Below are 16,787 nucleotides of genomic sequence, written 5' to 3' on the forward strand. Positions count from 1 at the left end.
AATTCAATTGAAAATCGCAGCTGACCAAACAATTAACCATTCTTAAAATTCATCCAAAAAGAATCAAAAATTATCAATTATCATTTTTTTTAGGGGATTAATATGTATTTTTGCAATCTTAATTCAATCTAAATAAGACTTGCAAACAACGATACATTCTCTAAAAAAAGGTGAAAAGGCCATTATCAAAGACTTTGATATTGATATTGTTCCGTTGAAATTACTAGAAATGGGTTGTTTGCCTGGAAATAGAGTCGAACTCCTTCAAGTTGCTCCCTTTGGCGATCCTTTATACCTTAACATTAATGGCTCACATGTTGCAATACGCGTAGAAACTGCTCGTGAGATCGAAGTTGAAATTTTAAAAACCAATCTATAATGACCAATCAAAACATCAATGTTGCTTTAATTGGGAATCCTAACACGGGCAAAACCTCAGTTTTTAATCAATTGACAGGATTGAATCAGCAAGTTGGGAATTATCCCGGAATTACGGTTGAAAAAAAGATTGGATTTTGCAAATTACCCAATAATGCCAAAGCTAATATTCTGGACTTACCCGGAACATACAGCTTAAATGCCAGCTCGATTGATGAAAATGTAGTCATTGAATTGCTACTTAACAAAAATGATAAGTTGTATCCAGACGTTGCGCTTGTTGTTACAGATGTAGAAAACTTAAAAAGAAACTTGCTTCTTTTTACCCAAATAAAAGACCTTGAAATTCCCACTATATTAGTCATCAATATGGCTGATAGAATGAAATTTAAGGGGATTACCTTAGACATTCCATACCTTGAAGAGCATTTAAAAACAAAAATTGCACTAATCAGTTCTAGGAAAGGTTTTGGAATCGATGAATTAAAAAAACTGATTGTCAGTTACAAAACGATTTCAAGCGAACCTTGTTTGAATGCATCTGTGATTGATCCAGATTATTTTAACGGATTACGCAAAGCATTTCCCAACCAGTTGTTGTATAAATTATGGTTGGTCATCACGCAAGATGTTAACTTCCTAAATTTAGATCGAAATGAAATTCGCAACTCGTTTACAAAATCGCATTCTGATTTAAAACGATTGCAACAAAAAGAGACCATCAAACGCTACCAGTTTATCAATGATGTGCTCAAAGTTGGATTGAATATAGACACCACAATCGCTAAAGATTACCGCAGTAAATTGGATCGCGTTCTTACTCATAAAGTGTGGGGATACGTCATTTTCTTTCTGATATTATTTATCATTTTCCAATCCATATTTGAATGGTCTAAAATTCCGATGGACTTTATCGATGCGTCTTTTGCCTCATTAAGCACATTGGCTGCCGAAAACCTGCCTGCTGGCGTACTGACCAACTTGATTTCACAAGGAATCATTCCTGGAATTGGTGGAATTTTGATCTTTATTCCGCAAATCGCTTTCTTATTTATGTTCATTTCCATCCTAGAAGAAAGTGGCTATATGAGCCGAGTGGTTTTCTTAATGGATAAAATCATGCGAAAATTTGGTTTATCGGGCAAAAGTGTAGTGCCGCTTATTTCTGGAACTGCCTGTGCTATTCCTGCTATAATGGCCACAAGAAACATCGAAAACTGGAAGGAACGACTGATAACAATTTTAGTAACTCCTTTCACGACTTGTTCCGCTCGACTGCCTGTTTACGCAATTATTATTGCACTTGTTATTCCTGACGAACGCTTGTTTGGTTTCTTGAACATGCAAGGCATGACCTTAATGCTGCTCTACTTGCTTGGTTTTGGAATGGCAATTTTTTCTGCTTATATTTTGAATAAAATTCTAAAAATAAAAGGGAAAACGTATTTTGTTGTCGAAATGCCCAATTATAAATTGCCGCTTTTCAAGAACGTCGGCATCAATGTTATCGAAAAAACCAAAGCTTTTATTTTTGGTGCGGGTAAAATTATTCTCGCTATATCGATAGTTCTATGGTTTTTAGCTTCTTATGGGCCGGGAGAAAAATTCAATAATGCAGAAAAAATTATCACTGAAAAAACAATAAATAATCCGTTGCCGGAAGCCGAATTTGAAAATGCTGTCGCTTCGCAAAAATTGGAAAACTCCTATATTGGAATCATGGGAAAAGCCATTGAACCTGCTATTTCTCCGTTGGGTTACGACTGGAAAATAGGAATTGCCATTATTAGTTCGTTTGCTGCGAGAGAAGTTTTTGTTGGAACCTTAGCTACCATTTACAGCGTAGGCGGTAGCGATAACGAAGTAACTATTAAGAATAAAATGGCTGCCGAAATTAATCCCGTAACAGGAGAGAAAATATTCAATTTTGCCTCTGGAATTTCGTTGTTGCTATTTTATGCTTTTGCCATGCAATGCGCGAGTACTTTAGCGGTAACAAAAAAAGAAACCAATTCCTGGAAGTGGCCTGTAGGACAATTGATCTTCATGTCTGGCTTTGCCTATGTGGTCGCGTTAATCACCTATCAAATGCTAAAATAGCGGACCTCAACACCTTGACACTAAAATAAACAAACGTTAATTCTTAAAAATTTTTTATTTTTAATTTGTCTAAATAACATTAGTATATTACTTTTGCGCCGTAGAATCAATCTAAATAAAAATGAAAAATAATTTACTTGCCGCAACTTTACTGCTTACATCCATTATTTTTGCACAAGAAAAGGAACTAACGCAAGCTCAAAAAGACAGTATTAAAAGTCAAAATGAGGCAGCGGTCACTCTTAAAAATGTTGTTGTAACTCCAATGCAACAAAGTCCAGAAAGACAACCTGAAATAAAAGGAACTGTTCTTTTTTCGGGTAAAAAAAATGAAGTTTTAAAATTATCCAGCATCACTGCGAATTTAACTACGAATAATGCTCGTGAGGTATTTTCTAGAGTTCCAGGTGTTACCGTTTGGGAAAATGACGGATCTGGAATTCAAATTAATATTGGAGTTCGCGGATTAAGTCCTAACAGAAGCTGGGAATTAAACACCAGACAAAACGGGTATGATATTTCATCTGACGTTTTTGGCTATCCTGAAGCGTATTACAACCCACCATTAGAAGCTGTTGAAACAATTGAACTTGTTCGTGGAGGCGCATCTTTACAATTTGGCCCACAATTTGGAGGAATGGTAAATTATGTACTAAAACGTGAAGACAAAAAAGCATTCACATTTGAAACGCAAAATACGGTAGGGAGCTACAACTTAATGAGCAGCTACAATGCCATTGGAGGAAAAATCAATAAATTTTCATATTACGCCTACAATCATTCGAGAAGCGCTGACGGATGGAGAGATAACGGCAGGTACAAAGTAAGAAACTCGCACGTGTTCTTAGAATATGCTTTCACAGAAAACACTAAGTTGTCTGCTGAATACACCAATATGGATTACGCCATGCAACAGTCCGGCGGTTTGACTGACGCTCAGTTTAAAGCTAATGCAAGACAATCTTTTCGTGAAAGAAACTGGTTGGGTACGCCATGGAACTTGTTAGCATTAAACTTTGATACTAAAATCAATGAGCGTTTACGTTCAAACACCAAAGTTTTTGGATTATTAGGAGAAAGAAATAGTGTTGGTTTTGTTAAAACTCCTAATAATGCAGATGCTATTAGTACTGCAACTAATGATTACGAAAACAGAAGAGTAGACCGAGATTTTTATAAAAATTATGGTATTGAAAACAGAAATATTTATCAATATAAAATAGGGAAAACTCAAAATAATGTAGCTTTTGGAGCTCGTTACTATACTGCTGAAACACAAAGACAGCAAATAGGAAAAGGAACTACAAAATCAGATTTTGATTTAACAGTAGAAGGTAAATATGAGAGAGACCTTACTTTCACCACTAAGAATATCGCATTATTCGTTGAAAATCAATTTAAAGTAACTCCAAAATTTAGTGTTACGCCTGGAGTTCGATTTGAATATATTTCCTCAAACGGAAGCGGAAGATTTGGCGTAAAAGATGGCGCAGATGTACCTTTCGAAAACAAAACCATTACGCGCAACCAACCGTTATTTGGAATTGGAATGGAATATAAAATGGGAAGCACAAATGTATATGCCAATATCACGCAAGCGTACAGACCGGTATTGTTCTCAGACATTACACCACCAGCAGTTACTGATGTAATTGATCCAAACTTAAAAGATGCTAGCGGATATAACGCTGATTTAGGATATAGAGGCACATTTAAAAACTACTTGAACTTTGATTTTAGCTTATTTTATCTTAGTTACAACAACAGGATTGGTAATATCAGTCAATTTAGAAATGACGATCCAAGTGAAGTTACCTTTATTTACAGAACCAACTTAGGCGAGACCGTTAATAAAGGAATAGAAGGTTTTGTTAATCTAAATGTAACCCGTTTATTTGATGTTGATGCTTTGTATGGTAATGTAGACGTTTTTGCAACGGTAAGTTTCATTGACTCAAGATATACCGATTTCAAATTTAATTCACCATCAGGAACAAAACCAGACATAAAAATTACAGAAAATAATTTAGCTGGAAAACGAGTTGAAAACGCACCGAGATACATTCATAATTTTGGTATCAGCTGGAGCAAAAACCAATTTTCTACGACCTTACAATACAAAACATCAGGAAAAATTTATACCGATGCCAATAATACAACAACACCATCAGCAAACGGAGTAATAGGTTTGTTAGAAGGGTATACTGTAATGGATTTGTCAGCTGAATATAAATTCCTGAAAAATTACAATCTTAGATCTGGAATTAATAACCTAACTGATGAGACCTACGCTACTAGAAGAGCTGGAGGGTACCCTGGACCAGGTATTTTACCAGGTGAAGGAAGAACATTCTTTATATCTGTTGGAGCAAAATTCTAACGATGTAACGAACTCATCTTTTAACAAAATAGGATAAAAGCAATTTACTAGATACCTAAAAAATTGTATTTCCTTTAACTCAAAGAAGCAACCTTAATCGGTTGCTTTTTGTTATTTTTACGGTATGGATTTTCAAGAAATATTAGCTTTTAGTGCCCTTGCCATAGCAGTGGGTTTTCTCATTAAAAAATTCTTTTTTAAAAAGAAAAAATCTGATGGAGATTGCGGAAATGGAGATTGCGGTTGTAGTTGATACTATTTTAAATACGAAACTTGTACAAAGTATTTTTTCTTATTGATTGGCGTATCCTTACTCGGATAAGGCAACACCTGAACACTTTTTAGATTTTTTTGGTTGTCAGGTAAATATTTACAAAACCATAGCTTGTTTTCTTCTTGATTTTTCGTCGAAAAAACCATGGTGTTGTCCTCTACTAGTTTTGAATCTTTGTATACCGAAAGTACTACTGTAACTTCTCCTGCCCAAATGCAATTTAGTCCCTCTGGACAACGAGAATCAGATACAACTTCTTTTAAAACTAAAGTAAATCCCTTTTTCTTGAAACACTTTTTTTGAGTGATTTTTGCAATAGAAACTTTCTCTGCGGCTATTTGTGAAAAACTAAATGTACAAAACAATAAAAATGATAACAATACTATATTTTTCATAACCAACTATTTTAAATGATTCACTCAAAGATAGGCCAAATATACTATGTTACCTTCACAAAAAGATTACTGGCAATTTTATTCGAAATGGATAAATCTCGCTTGTCAACTTTGATTTTCAATGACAAATCGAAACTTTCCTTTCCTATGATTTCAATTTTAGAACCCAAGGCGATGCCTTGTTTGTCTAAGTATTTTAAAAATTCGGATGAAGTGTCTTTAACGCCAACACAAATTCCTGCTTGGTTTTCGTGCAATTCAGAGAGCAATTGCTTTTCGATTTTAACAATTTGACCGTTTGCATCCGGAATAGGATCTCCATGAGGATCTTCGGTAGGATTTCCCAGAAAATCATCCAATTTGTTGATGAGTTTTTCTGATTTAATGTGTTCCAGTTGTTCTGCAATATCATGAACCTCATCCCAAGAAAAATCTAGCTTATCAACTAAAAAAACTTCCCAAAGACGGTGTTTTCTCACAATCATTTTTGCCGCTATTTTACCGTGATCTGTCAAGGAAACACCTTGATATTTTTTATAATTCACTAAGTCTTTTTCGGCTAATTTCTTGAGCATATCAGTCACTGACGAAGCTTTGGTTTCCATTTTTTCGGCAATCGCATTAGTACTTATTTCTGAATCTGAAATAATAGTAAGATGGTATATGGTTTTAAGATAGTTCTCTTCTGAAAATGTCATAGAATTGTAGATTGATGAATAGTGTTTTTGATTCCAAATGTCCTAGCCCTGATAGAAGCGGTATCCTTTTCCTGCTTTTTTAAGCAGGAAAAGATATAGCGAATAGCAGGAAATAGCTCCTGATACTGAAACAAATTCAGCACAGGAATTTAATTTTTAACAATCAGTAACGGAATAGAAATTTTGTGGCGCAGTTTGTTTACCGTAGTTCCAAAAATCAAATCCTTGAATCCAGTATGACCGTGCGTTCCCATTACTAAAATATCAAACTCTCCAGCATTAATAAGTTCTGGAATCACTCGATTTGGTTTTCCAAAACCTAACTTCGTTTCTACTTGAAAGCCTTTTTCGGTCAATATTACTTTGTATTCTTCTAATAATTTTTCGTCAATCAGCGTTTCATGGTCATCGATATTTTCCCCGTAAATCATAGCTCCTACGGTTTCAACCACGTGAATCAAGGTGTATTTCGCTTCTATTCCGCCAAGTTCAAAAGCATTATTTAAGGCTACTTCGTCTGCACTAGAAAAATCAACTGCAACCGCAATATTCTTTTTTGTATAACTTCCCGATTTAGAAAATTGCAGTTTTAAACTATGTGGCGAATGGTTTTGTATGTCTATTTTAGCTTTGGCAATAAAAGGTTTGAAAACGATGTACAGCAACAAAATCAAAAAACCAAAAGCCAAAGGAACCACCGTTAACCATAACAAAAGTGGATTTTCAGATGTTTCTAGCCAGCCTGTTATTTCGTCAAAAACCAATTTAGCATTTAATGAAACAATAATTGTTGCAATTACCCAAGAAGCGATTTGAGTCGCTTTTCCAATATGAAAACCTTTCATTTTAGATTTATCGCTTACAAAATGAATCAACGGAATAATAGCAAAACCCAGTTGTAAACTCAGGATAACCTGACTCAAAATCAATAATTTTCCCGTAACACTTTCCCCATAAATAGTAATTACAATAACAGCTGGTACAATGGCAATTAATCTTGTGATGATTCGTCTAACCCATGGCTGAATGCGTAAATTAAGATAACCTTCCATTACAATTTGTCCGGCAAGCGTTCCCGTAATAGTAGAACTTTGTCCTGCAGCAATCAACGCTACTGCAAATAGTATGGGAGCCAGTTTACTTCCTAAAAGAGGCTCCAAAAAACGATGGGCATCTTGAATTTCGGCCACTTCGAACATTCCGTTTCTATAAAATGTGGCTGCAGCCAATATCAAAATGGCAGCATTCACTAAAAAGGCCAAGTTTAATGCAATGGTAGAATCGATGAAATTGTATTTCAAAGCTTGCTTAATTCCTGCGGTAGTTCTTTCGAATTTTCTGGTTTGTACCAAAGAGGAATGCAAGTATAAATTGTGGGGCATAACCGTAGCTCCAATAATTCCAATAGCAATGTACAATGCCGCTTCATTAGGCATAGAAGGAATTAATCCAAACAATACTTTATCCAGTTCTGGTTGAGCAAATATCATTTCGAATATAAAGGAAAATCCAATGATAGCAACCAATACAATGATAAAAGCTTCCATTTTTCGGATGCCTTTATTGATTAAGAATAATAACAAAAAAGTATCTAAAACTGTAATTAACACCCCTTCAATCAGCGGAATATCAAACAATAAATTGATACCAATTGCCATTCCCAAAACCTCGGCAAGATCGCAGGCTGCGATGGCAATTTCGGCAAGGAAATACAATATATAATTGATAAATGGCGAATAGGTTTCTCTAGAGGCTTGCGCCAAATCACGTTGCGTTACAATCCCAAGTCGGGCGCTCAAGCTTTGCAACAACAAAGCCATAATGTTACTCATCAATAAAACCCAAAGTAAGGCATACCCAAATTGACTTCCGCCTGCAATGTCTGTTGCCCAGTTTCCGGGATCCATATAACCAACGCTAATTAGATAAGCTGGGCCAAAAAAAGCAAGGATTTTTCGGAATACTGATTTCTTGTTTAATGTAGAAACGGATTGGTTTACTTCTTCTAAAGATTTAGTCATGATTTTAAGTTGTTGACACAAATGTAATTAAAAAATTTGTTTTGCAAAATATAATTTTTAGCTTTGTCTAAATTTAAATTAAGTATAGTGAAAAAAACATTCGTGTTGTTTATAATCTTACTAGTCCATTTTGGCTACGGCCAAGAAAAAACAAGCCTATCCGGAATAATTTCATCAGATAAAAAACGGGTTACAGAAGCTCGTGTTTTTTTAATTGGAACAAAATACGCCACCCAAACAGATAGTTTAGGAAAGTATAGTATCGATACTATTGCTGAGGGTAATTATAAAGTACAAATTGTAGCAGCAGGTTTTCAAACTATAAAAAAGAGCATAACGATCAAAGAAAATGAAAACAACGTTCTGGATTTTGAACTTTCAAGTACCGAAAACCAACTCAATGAAGTCGTGGTTTCGGGAACATTAAAGGCGGTAAAGCGATTAGAAAGTGCGGTTCCAGTAGAAGTTTATTCTCCAGTATTTTTCAAGAAAAACCCAACCGATAGCATTTATGAAGCCTTGCAAAACGTAAATGGTGTACGACCGCAACTGAATTGTGGCGTTTGCAATACGGGTGACATCCATATTAATGGTTTGGAAGGTCCATATACTTTGGTTTTAATAGATGGAATGCCCATCGTGAGCAGTTTATCTACAGTGTACGGATTATCTGGAATTCCAAATTCACTAGTAGAACGTATTGAAATCGTAAAAGGACCAGCTTCGTCTTTGTTCGGCAGCGAAGCCGTGGGCGGTTTGATCAATATTATTACCAAAAATCCAACAAATGCTCCCCTATTCTCTGCTGATGTGTTTACTACTTCTTGGTTGGAAACCAATATTGACTTAGGAGTAAAACTAAATGTTGGCAAGAAAGCCACGGCACTTTTAGGTTTAAATTATTTCAGATACAATCAAAAAATTGATAACGACGGAGATAACTTTACTGATGTTACTCTTTCTGACCGAATTTCCCTTTTTCAAAAATGGACTTTCGACAGAAAAGAAAATCGCTTGTTCACCATTGCCGCGCGTGGCGTTTATGAAGATCGTTTTGGTGGCGATGTGCGTTGGGAGAAAAAATACCGTGGCGGTGACGAAATCTATGGCGAAAGCATTTATACCAAACGAGCAGAATTAATAGGAAGTTACCAAATGCCGTTTCAGGAAAAACTGATACTGTCCTTTTCAGGAAACGTACATTTTCAAGACAGCCGCTACGGTACAACAAGTTATATTGCAAATCAAAAAATTGGTTTTTTACAACTGACTTGGGATAAAAAAATAGGAAATCATGACTTACTTTCCGGAATTGCCACCCGATACAATTATTACGATGACAATACGCCGGCAACTTCAAAACTAGGAACCAACAACCCGGAGAAAACGTGGTTACCGGGAATTTTTATTCAAGACGAAATTACATTCACCGAAAAACAAAAGCTATTACTGGGAATGCGTTATGATTACAACTCAATTCACGGAAGCATCATAACGCCAAGAATCGCTTACAAATGGAAATTGAACGACAATAATATCATTCGTTTGAATGCAGGAACAGGTTTTAGAGTGGTGAATTTATTTACCGAAGACCATGCTGCTTTGACTGGCGCTCGTGAAATTATCATCGCCAATAACCTAAAGCCGGAACAATCCATAAATGCCAATTTGAATTATATCAAGAAAATAAATTTTGATAACGGGACCTTTATTGGAATTGAAACTTCGTTTTTTCATACGCGATTCAGCAATAAAATTGTATCGGATTACGATACAAATCCAAACCAAATTATCTATGACAACATCAACGGTTATGCGATAAGCCAAGGAATCAGTACGAATGTCGATTTTAATTTTCCAAATGGATTAAAAATTATCACCGGCGCTTCATTGCTGGATAACAAAAACGTTGAAAATAACCGAAAAGAAACGCCTTTTTTAACTGAAAAGTTTACGGCAACTTGGAGTGTTTCATATAAAATTCAAGCTATTGAATTGAATATTGATTACACCGGAAATGTGTACAGCCCAATGCAATTGCCACTTTTAAGCGCTTTAGATCCTCGTGCTCCAGAATCGCCTTGGTATAGTTTGCAAAACATTCAATTCACGTATTCTGGTTTGAAATACTTTGAGTTCTATGCCGGAATTAAAAACCTGTTGAACTTTTTGCCTAAACAAAACAACCCCTTTTTAATTGCAAGAACCAATGATCCTTTTGACAAAAATGTGATTTACGACACAAAAGGTCAAGTACTGGCAACGCCCGAAAACCCGTATGGATTAACATTTGATACGACGTATGTGTATGGACCCAACCAAGGAATCAGAAGCTTTTTCGGATTGCGGTATACCTTTAAATAATGAAGAAAAATCTTTTTTTAGTGTTACTTTTATGCTATTCGATTCCTGATGGATTTGCGCAGTTGCAGTCTATTTTATTCGAAGAAATCGACAGTTTACAACGTATCGAAAAAAGAAAAACGATTGTTTTCATTCAAACTGATTGGTGCCAGTTTTGCCATGCGATGAAAAACACCACTTTCAAAAACGAGGAAATCATCAAGGAGCTTAACACTGATTACTATTTTATTAACTTCAATGCCGAAGAAAAGCGAATGGTAGTTTTCAATAAAACCACTTTTCAATTCAAACCCACGGGAAATACTTCTGGAACGCATGAACTGGCCATCGCACTAGGAACAATAAATAAGCAACTGCACTTTCCTGTTTTGTGTGTTTTAAATAGTGAAAACGAGATTATTTTTCAGCACAGCGGCTACTTAAAACCAAAAGAATTAAAGATGATTTTAGCCAAACTAAAAGAATAAAATTGTTTATTTTTGGGGAAATGTCAAATTCCCAAATGAAACACTACGATTATATTTTTACCGGCGCAGGATTATCGGCTTTAATGACGGTTTACAAAATGGTGCAATCAGGATCGTTTACGGATAAAAGTATTTTGTTATTAGATGAAAATGCTAAAAAAACCAACGACAGAACTTGGTGTTTCTGGAAAACTAACGATTCACTTTGGGAACAATCTATTTCCAAAAAATGGGATTGGGCTTTGTTTGCCAACGAAAACTTTCGCAGGGATTTAGACTTGCAACCGTACCACTACAATATGGTGAAAGGACTTGATTTTTACAACCAAGTTTTCGATTTGCTTTCGACACAAGCGAACATCACGTTCATTAACCAGAAAGTCTTGGAAATCGAAGAATCCGAAACTATAATTTTGGTACAAACCGAAAATGAATCCTTTTCGTGCTCTAAATTATTCAACAGCATTTACCACAAAAAAAAAGCAGAAAACCAAACTAAATATCCTGTTTTACAACAGCATTTTATTGGTTGGTTTATCAAAAGTGAGCAAGCTGTATTCAATATGGAACAAGCCACGTTTATGGATTTTTCGGTAGAACAAAAAGGAAATACCCGTTTTATGTACGTGTTGCCTACCTCAAAAACGGAGGCATTACTGGAATACACCTTGTTTTCGCACCAGCATTTAAAAAAAGAAGAGTACGAAAACGAAATTAAGCAATACATCGAAAAATTGGGCATTACGAACTATGAAATCGTCGAAAAAGAGCAAGGCAGCATCCCGATGACGTGTTATCCTTTTTGGAAATCGAATACTAAAAACGTCATCAACATTGGTACTTCTGGCGGTTGGACCAAAGCGAGTACGGGTTACACTTTCAAAAATTCTGATAAAAAATCAAGTGAATTGGTTGCCTTTCTACAAAGAGAAACCGACTTCACTAAATTTCATAAAAAGACCAAATTCTGGTTTTATGATTTGCTATTATTAGACATTTTAGATCGAAAAAACGAATTGGGTTCCCACATTTTTTCTTCGATGTTCAAAAAAGGAAATCCTGTGGTTATTTTCAAATTTCTAGACGAGGAAACCTCTTTTATTGAAGACATTCAAGTTATTTTAAAATGTCCGAAAATGTTGTTTATCAAAGCCATTTTTAACGTGGCGACCAAAGCCCTAAAATAACAATCAAACTATAACAAAACTTTATAATTGAACACTTATTCTTGATTGTAAACTTTGTAACTTTGCAGGACAAAATTAATAATGATTTAAATAAAAAGATATGTATCCAGAAGAAATGGTAAAACCAATGCAAGCGGAATTAACGACTGCAGGTTTTCAAGATTTACATAGTGCTGAAGCCGTAGAAAACGCAATGAAACTAGAAGGAACAACGCTTGTAGTTGTAAATTCGGTTTGTGGTTGTGCTGCTAGAAACGCACGCCCAGGAGCAAAAATGAGTTTAGAAGGTGCTAAAAAACCAGACCATTTAATTACTGTTTTTGCAGGAGTTGACAAAGATGCAGTTGATGCTGCAAGACAACACATGTTCCCTTTTCCTCCATCATCGCCAAGTATGGCTCTGTTCAAAAACGGAGAATTAGTACACATGCTAGAGCGTCACCACATTGAAGGTCGCCCAGCAGAACTAATTGCTGAAAACTTGAAAGACGCTTTCAACGAGTATTGCTAATGCCTGATAAAGTATAGATTTTAAAACCACGTTTCGGCGTGGTTTTTTTATTTAGGGATGGTGATTATTGTTTGTATTTAAGACAAAGTTGTCACTCTGACGAAGGAAGAGTCTCCACAAGTTGCTCAAAATACAAAGATTGCTCCGCCAGTTCGCTAACGCTCGGGTCTACGTTTTTCAGAATGACAAACTAAACGCAATAAAATCAGTCAATTGTATCTCCAAATCAGTCCCAAAATTGTCACTCTGACGAAGGAAGAGTCTCCACAAGTTGCTCACCAATCAGAGATTGCTCCGCCAGTTCGCTAGCGCTCGGGTCTTCGTTCCTCAGAATGACAAATAACCGTAAAAACAATTAAAAGCTTACTTGTCAATCTGACGAAGGAAGAGCATCAATAAGTTGCTCAACAAATAAAGATTGCATCGCCAGTTCGCTAGCGCTCGGGTCTTCGTTTTTCAGAATGCCAAAATAATTGCAAAATACCTCCTCACCACAACTCCCCTAGCCCAGATTGCAGCGGCATCCTCTTGTTGTAGCGATAGCGAAAACAAGAGATATAGCGGAAAGCTGGAAATAGCTCCTAAAAAAAACAAACCATTAAGACATTAAGGAAAATTAAGCGTCTATTGTTAATGATTGCGAACCTTAGTTCCTGTAATACTTTGCGCCTCTGAACCTTTTTGCCTACTTTTGCAAAAAATAAATTTCTCACTTAAACTGTTTATAGCATGCAACTGTACAACACCTTAAGCGCAGAGGAAAGAGCCGTCATGATTGATGATGCCGGAAAACAAAGACTCACTTTGTCGTTCTATGCTTATGCGCAAATTCAAGATCCAACTCAATTTCGAAACGATTTATTCCGCGCTTGGAATCCTTTAGTAGTTCTAGGCCGAATTTATGTGGCCAAAGAAGGTATCAATGCGCAATTATCATTGCCTGCCGATAATTTTTATGCCTTCAAGGACACGCTTGAGGAATACGATTTCATGAAAGGGATGCGCTTGAATATTGCCGTGGAGCATGACGATCACTCGTTTTTGAAACTAACAATTAAGGTGCGTGACAAAATAGTTGCCGACGGTTTGAACGATGAAACTTTTGATGTAACCAACATAGGTGTACACCTAAAAGCGAAGGAATTCAACGAAATTCTTGACGATCCCAACACAATTGTAGTCGATTTTAGAAATCATTATGAGAGTGAAATTGGCTATTTTAAAGGCGCCATAACTCCTGATGTAGATACGTTTAGAGAGTCGTTGCCAATTATTAATGAGCAATTAAAAGATTTTAAGGAAGATAAAAACTTGGTGATGTATTGCACTGGAGGAATTCGTTGCGAGAAAGCATCGGCTTATTTTAAACACCAAGGTTTTAAGAATGTTTTCCAGCTGGAAGGTGGTATCATTAATTACGCCAAGCAAATAAAAGAAGAAAATCTAGAGAGCAAATTTATAGGTAAAAACTTTGTTTTTGATCACCGCTTGGGCGAACGAATTACTGACGATGTTGTTTCGCAATGCCATCAATGCGGCACCGCTTGTGATGTGCATACGAATTGCGTGAACGAAGGTTGTCATTTGCTTTTTATTCAGTGTGAATCTTGCAAAGAAAAAATGTATGGTTGTTGTTCTACAGAATGTGCTACGATTATTCACTTGCCCGAAGAGGAGCAAAAAGCCATTCGTCGCGGTATAAAAAACGGAAATAAGATTTTCAAAAAAGGGAAATCTGACAAGCTACTTTTCAAAAATAATACAGATCCTTTGGCGGCTATTCCCGACTTAATTGAGCTTGCAAAACGCAAACCTGTTGCAAAAAAAGCGGTGAAAATTAAAAAAGAATACCTTGGTAAAGGCGCTCACTTTTTCCCGAAGTCAAATGTTGGACAGTTTTTAATTGAAGAAAATGAGTTAACAATTGGCGATACTGTATTGATAAAAGGGAGCACTACTGGAGAACAAATTTTAAAAATCGATAAAATGATGGTCAATGACACCGCGCAACAAAAAGCCGTTGCTGGCGATACGTGCACGTTTCAACTCCCCTTCCGGATTCGATTATCCGATAAATTATACCGCATTTTAGAATAAACCTCTAACGCTACATGAACTAGTACCAACCCATTATAATTTAAATTGTAATGGGTTTTTTAGTATAAATTTATGAATTATTGCCCTAAATTGGCGTTGTTCCATAAAATTAAAAAATACTATCTTTACACATTAAACGTTTTAAGAACTTAAGTTGTGCTCGTCACAACACTACATATAAGATTATGGCATGTACAAGTTGTTCAACTTCTGATGGTGGCGCACCAAAGGGTTGTAAAAATAATGGGACTTGCGGCACCGATAGCTGCAATAAATTAACGGTTTTTGATTGGCTTTCGAATATGAGTTTGCCCAATGGCGACGCCCCTTTTGATTGCGTTGAAGTACGTTTCAAAAACGGCCGAAAAGAATTTTACCGCAATACCGAGAAATTAACTTTGAGTATGGGCGACATCGTTGCCACGGTAGCTTCACCTGGTCATGATATTGGAATTGTAACACTTACAGGAGAATTGGTTCGCATCCAAATGAAGAAAAAAGGAGCCAATCCTTTAAGCAATGAAATTCCTAAAATTTATAGAAAAGCTTCTCAAAAAGACATTGACATTTGGTCTACTGCTCGCGATAAAGAAGAGCCTATGAAGGTTCGCGCACGAGAACTGGCGATTGCTCAAAAACTGGAAATGAAAATTTCGGATATCGAATTTCAAGGAGATGGATCTAAGGCTACTTTTTACTACACCGCAAATGACCGAATTGACTTTAGAGCTTTAATTAAAGATTTTGCTAAAGAATTCAGTACTCGTATTGAGATGAAACAAGTAGGTTTCCGTCAGGAAGCAGCTCGTTTAGGTGGAATAGGTTCTTGCGGAAGAGAATTGTGTTGTTCTACTTGGCTGACTGATTTTAGAAGTGTAAATACCTCAGCTGCACGTTACCAACAACTGTCCTTGAATCCACAAAAACTGGCGGGACAATGCGGTAAATTAAAATGCTGCTTGAACTATGAACTAGACACCTACATGGATGCCTTAAAGCATTTCCCAGATTTCGAAACTAAGTTAGTTACTGAAAAAGGAGATGCCATTTGCCAAAAACAAGATATTTTTAAAGGCTTGATGTGGTTTGCATACACGAATAATTTTGCCAATTGGCATGTGTTGAAAATTGAACAAGTACAGGAAATTGTTGCCGAAAATAAACTTAAGAACAAAGTTTCTTCGTTAGAGGATTATGCTATTGAGATTGTTGTTGAGCCTGAGAAAAACTTCAACAATGCCATGGGTCAAGAAAGTTTAACGCGATTTGACCAACCTAAACCAAAGAAAAAACAGCATAAAAAACGCAAAGCTGGTGGGGAAAATGTGATTGTAGCCAATAGCAGTAAACCTATCAATAAAAACAATAATAATCGTCAGCAACAAGGTGATAAAAAGCATGCAGAGCCAAGAAAACCAATAATTATTACCAAAAATGTGGATAAAAAATAGCGCTTTACTCCTTTTAGTGATGATTATCTTTTCTTCATGTGACAAGAAAAGAGTTTTTGATGAATACAAATCGGTAGGTAGTGCGTGGCACAAAGACAGTATTGTTACCTTCAATTTACCAGAATTGGACTCTACAAAACGCTATGATTTGTTTATTAATGTTAGAGACAATAATGATTATCAATTCAACAATTTGTTTTTAATTGTGGCGTTGGAATTACCAAATGGATTTACAAAAGTAGACACACTTGAATACCAAATGGCAGAGCCAGACGGCACATTATTAGGCAATGGTTTTTCAGACTTAAAAGAAAGTAAACTTTTTTATAAGGAAAATGTACGGTTCAGATCAAAATACAAAGTATACATCAAGCAGGCAGTTCGAGAAAACGGTAAGGTTCTCGGAGTAAAAGCATTAGACGGTATTACAGAAGTAGGTTTTAGAATAGAAAAAAAAGAATAAA

General features: G+C 36.0%; 13 protein-coding genes. 10 read left to right on the forward strand and 3 right to left on the reverse strand.

All coding sequences use genetic code 11. The features are described from left to right. The first annotated feature begins 139 nt into the window (after nt 1-139). The 3 genes from AC061C_RS03705 to AC061C_RS03715 all read left to right on the forward strand — a co-directional run bounded on the left by AC061C_RS03705 (nt 140) and on the right by AC061C_RS03715 (nt 4,858). Nucleotides 140-379 carry a FeoA family protein gene (locus AC061C_RS03705; RefSeq protein WP_417968408.1) on the forward strand — a complete coding sequence of 80 codons (240 nt, stop codon included), beginning with the start codon at nt 140-142 and terminating at the stop codon, nt 377-379. Next, nucleotides 379-2,478, forward strand: a complete 2,100-nt coding sequence (gene feoB / locus AC061C_RS03710; protein ID WP_478290089.1) for a ferrous iron transport protein B — start codon at nt 379-381, stop codon at nt 2,476-2,478. Before AC061C_RS03705 ends, feoB begins: the two co-directional genes overlap by 1 nt. A 121-nt stretch (nt 2,479-2,599) precedes the next feature. After that, nucleotides 2,600-4,858: a TonB-dependent receptor family protein gene (locus AC061C_RS03715; RefSeq protein WP_478290090.1), complete on the forward strand. Its 2,259-nt coding sequence runs from the start codon at nt 2,600-2,602 to the stop codon at nt 4,856-4,858. 255 nt (nt 4,859-5,113) lie between these two features. On the opposite strand, the gene AC061C_RS03720 is transcribed toward AC061C_RS03715, so the two are convergent. The 3 genes from AC061C_RS03720 to AC061C_RS03730 all read right to left on the reverse strand — a co-directional run bounded on the left by AC061C_RS03720 (nt 5,114) and on the right by AC061C_RS03730 (nt 8,246). Continuing rightward, entirely contained in the window at nt 5,114-5,527 is a 414-nt protein-coding gene (locus tag AC061C_RS03720) for a hypothetical protein (RefSeq protein WP_478290091.1), read from the reverse strand. A 44-nt stretch (nt 5,528-5,571) separates the two neighbouring features. Further along, entirely contained in the window at nt 5,572-6,225 is a 654-nt protein-coding gene (locus AC061C_RS03725; protein ID WP_478290092.1) for a metal-dependent transcriptional regulator, read from the reverse strand. Nucleotides 6,226-6,374: 149 nt separating this feature from the next. Further along, nucleotides 6,375-8,246: an Nramp family divalent metal transporter gene (locus AC061C_RS03730; protein WP_478290093.1), complete on the reverse strand. Its 1,872-nt coding sequence runs from the start codon at nt 8,244-8,246 to the stop codon at nt 6,375-6,377. Nucleotides 8,247-8,333: 87 nt separating this feature from the next. Here AC061C_RS03730 and AC061C_RS03735 point away from each other — a divergent pair, with 87 nt between their 5' ends. The 7 genes from AC061C_RS03735 (at nt 8,334) to AC061C_RS03765 (ending at nt 16,786) form a co-directional block, all read left to right on the forward strand. Next, the gene (locus AC061C_RS03735; protein ID WP_478290094.1) at nt 8,334-10,610 is read left to right on the forward strand and encodes a TonB-dependent receptor; all 2,277 of its coding nucleotides are present in this window, start codon (nt 8,334-8,336) and stop codon (nt 10,608-10,610) included. Beyond that, a complete protein-coding gene (locus tag AC061C_RS03740; protein ID WP_478290095.1) occupies nt 10,610-11,077 on the forward strand; it encodes a thioredoxin family protein in 468 nt (155 codons plus the stop codon). Before AC061C_RS03735 ends, AC061C_RS03740 begins: the two co-directional genes overlap by 1 nt. Before the next feature lie 35 nt (nt 11,078-11,112). Continuing rightward, on the forward strand, nt 11,113-12,264 hold the full coding sequence (locus AC061C_RS03745) for a lycopene cyclase family protein (RefSeq protein ID WP_478290096.1): 1,152 nt from the start codon (nt 11,113-11,115) through the stop codon (nt 12,262-12,264). A gap of 100 nt (nt 12,265-12,364) precedes the next feature. Beyond that, on the forward strand, nt 12,365-12,775 hold the full coding sequence (locus AC061C_RS03750) for a BrxA/BrxB family bacilliredoxin (RefSeq protein ID WP_309759957.1): 411 nt from the start codon (nt 12,365-12,367) through the stop codon (nt 12,773-12,775). A 729-nt stretch (nt 12,776-13,504) separates the two neighbouring features. After that, a complete protein-coding gene (trhO, locus tag AC061C_RS03755) occupies nt 13,505-14,872 on the forward strand; it encodes an oxygen-dependent tRNA uridine(34) hydroxylase TrhO (protein ID WP_478290097.1) in 1,368 nt (455 codons plus the stop codon). Between the two features lie 185 nt (nt 14,873-15,057). Beyond that, the gene (locus tag AC061C_RS03760) at nt 15,058-16,323 is read left to right on the forward strand and encodes a PSP1 domain-containing protein (protein WP_478290098.1); all 1,266 of its coding nucleotides are present in this window, start codon (nt 15,058-15,060) and stop codon (nt 16,321-16,323) included. Continuing rightward, nucleotides 16,307-16,786 (forward strand): gliding motility lipoprotein GldH, encoded by a 480-nt coding sequence (locus AC061C_RS03765; protein ID WP_309758757.1) that lies wholly within the window; start codon nt 16,307-16,309, stop codon nt 16,784-16,786. Before AC061C_RS03760 ends, AC061C_RS03765 begins: the two co-directional genes overlap by 17 nt. Nucleotide 16,787 lies beyond the last annotated feature (1 nt).

The sequence above is a fragment of the Flavobacterium sp. GNP010 genome (assembly GCF_056428945.1).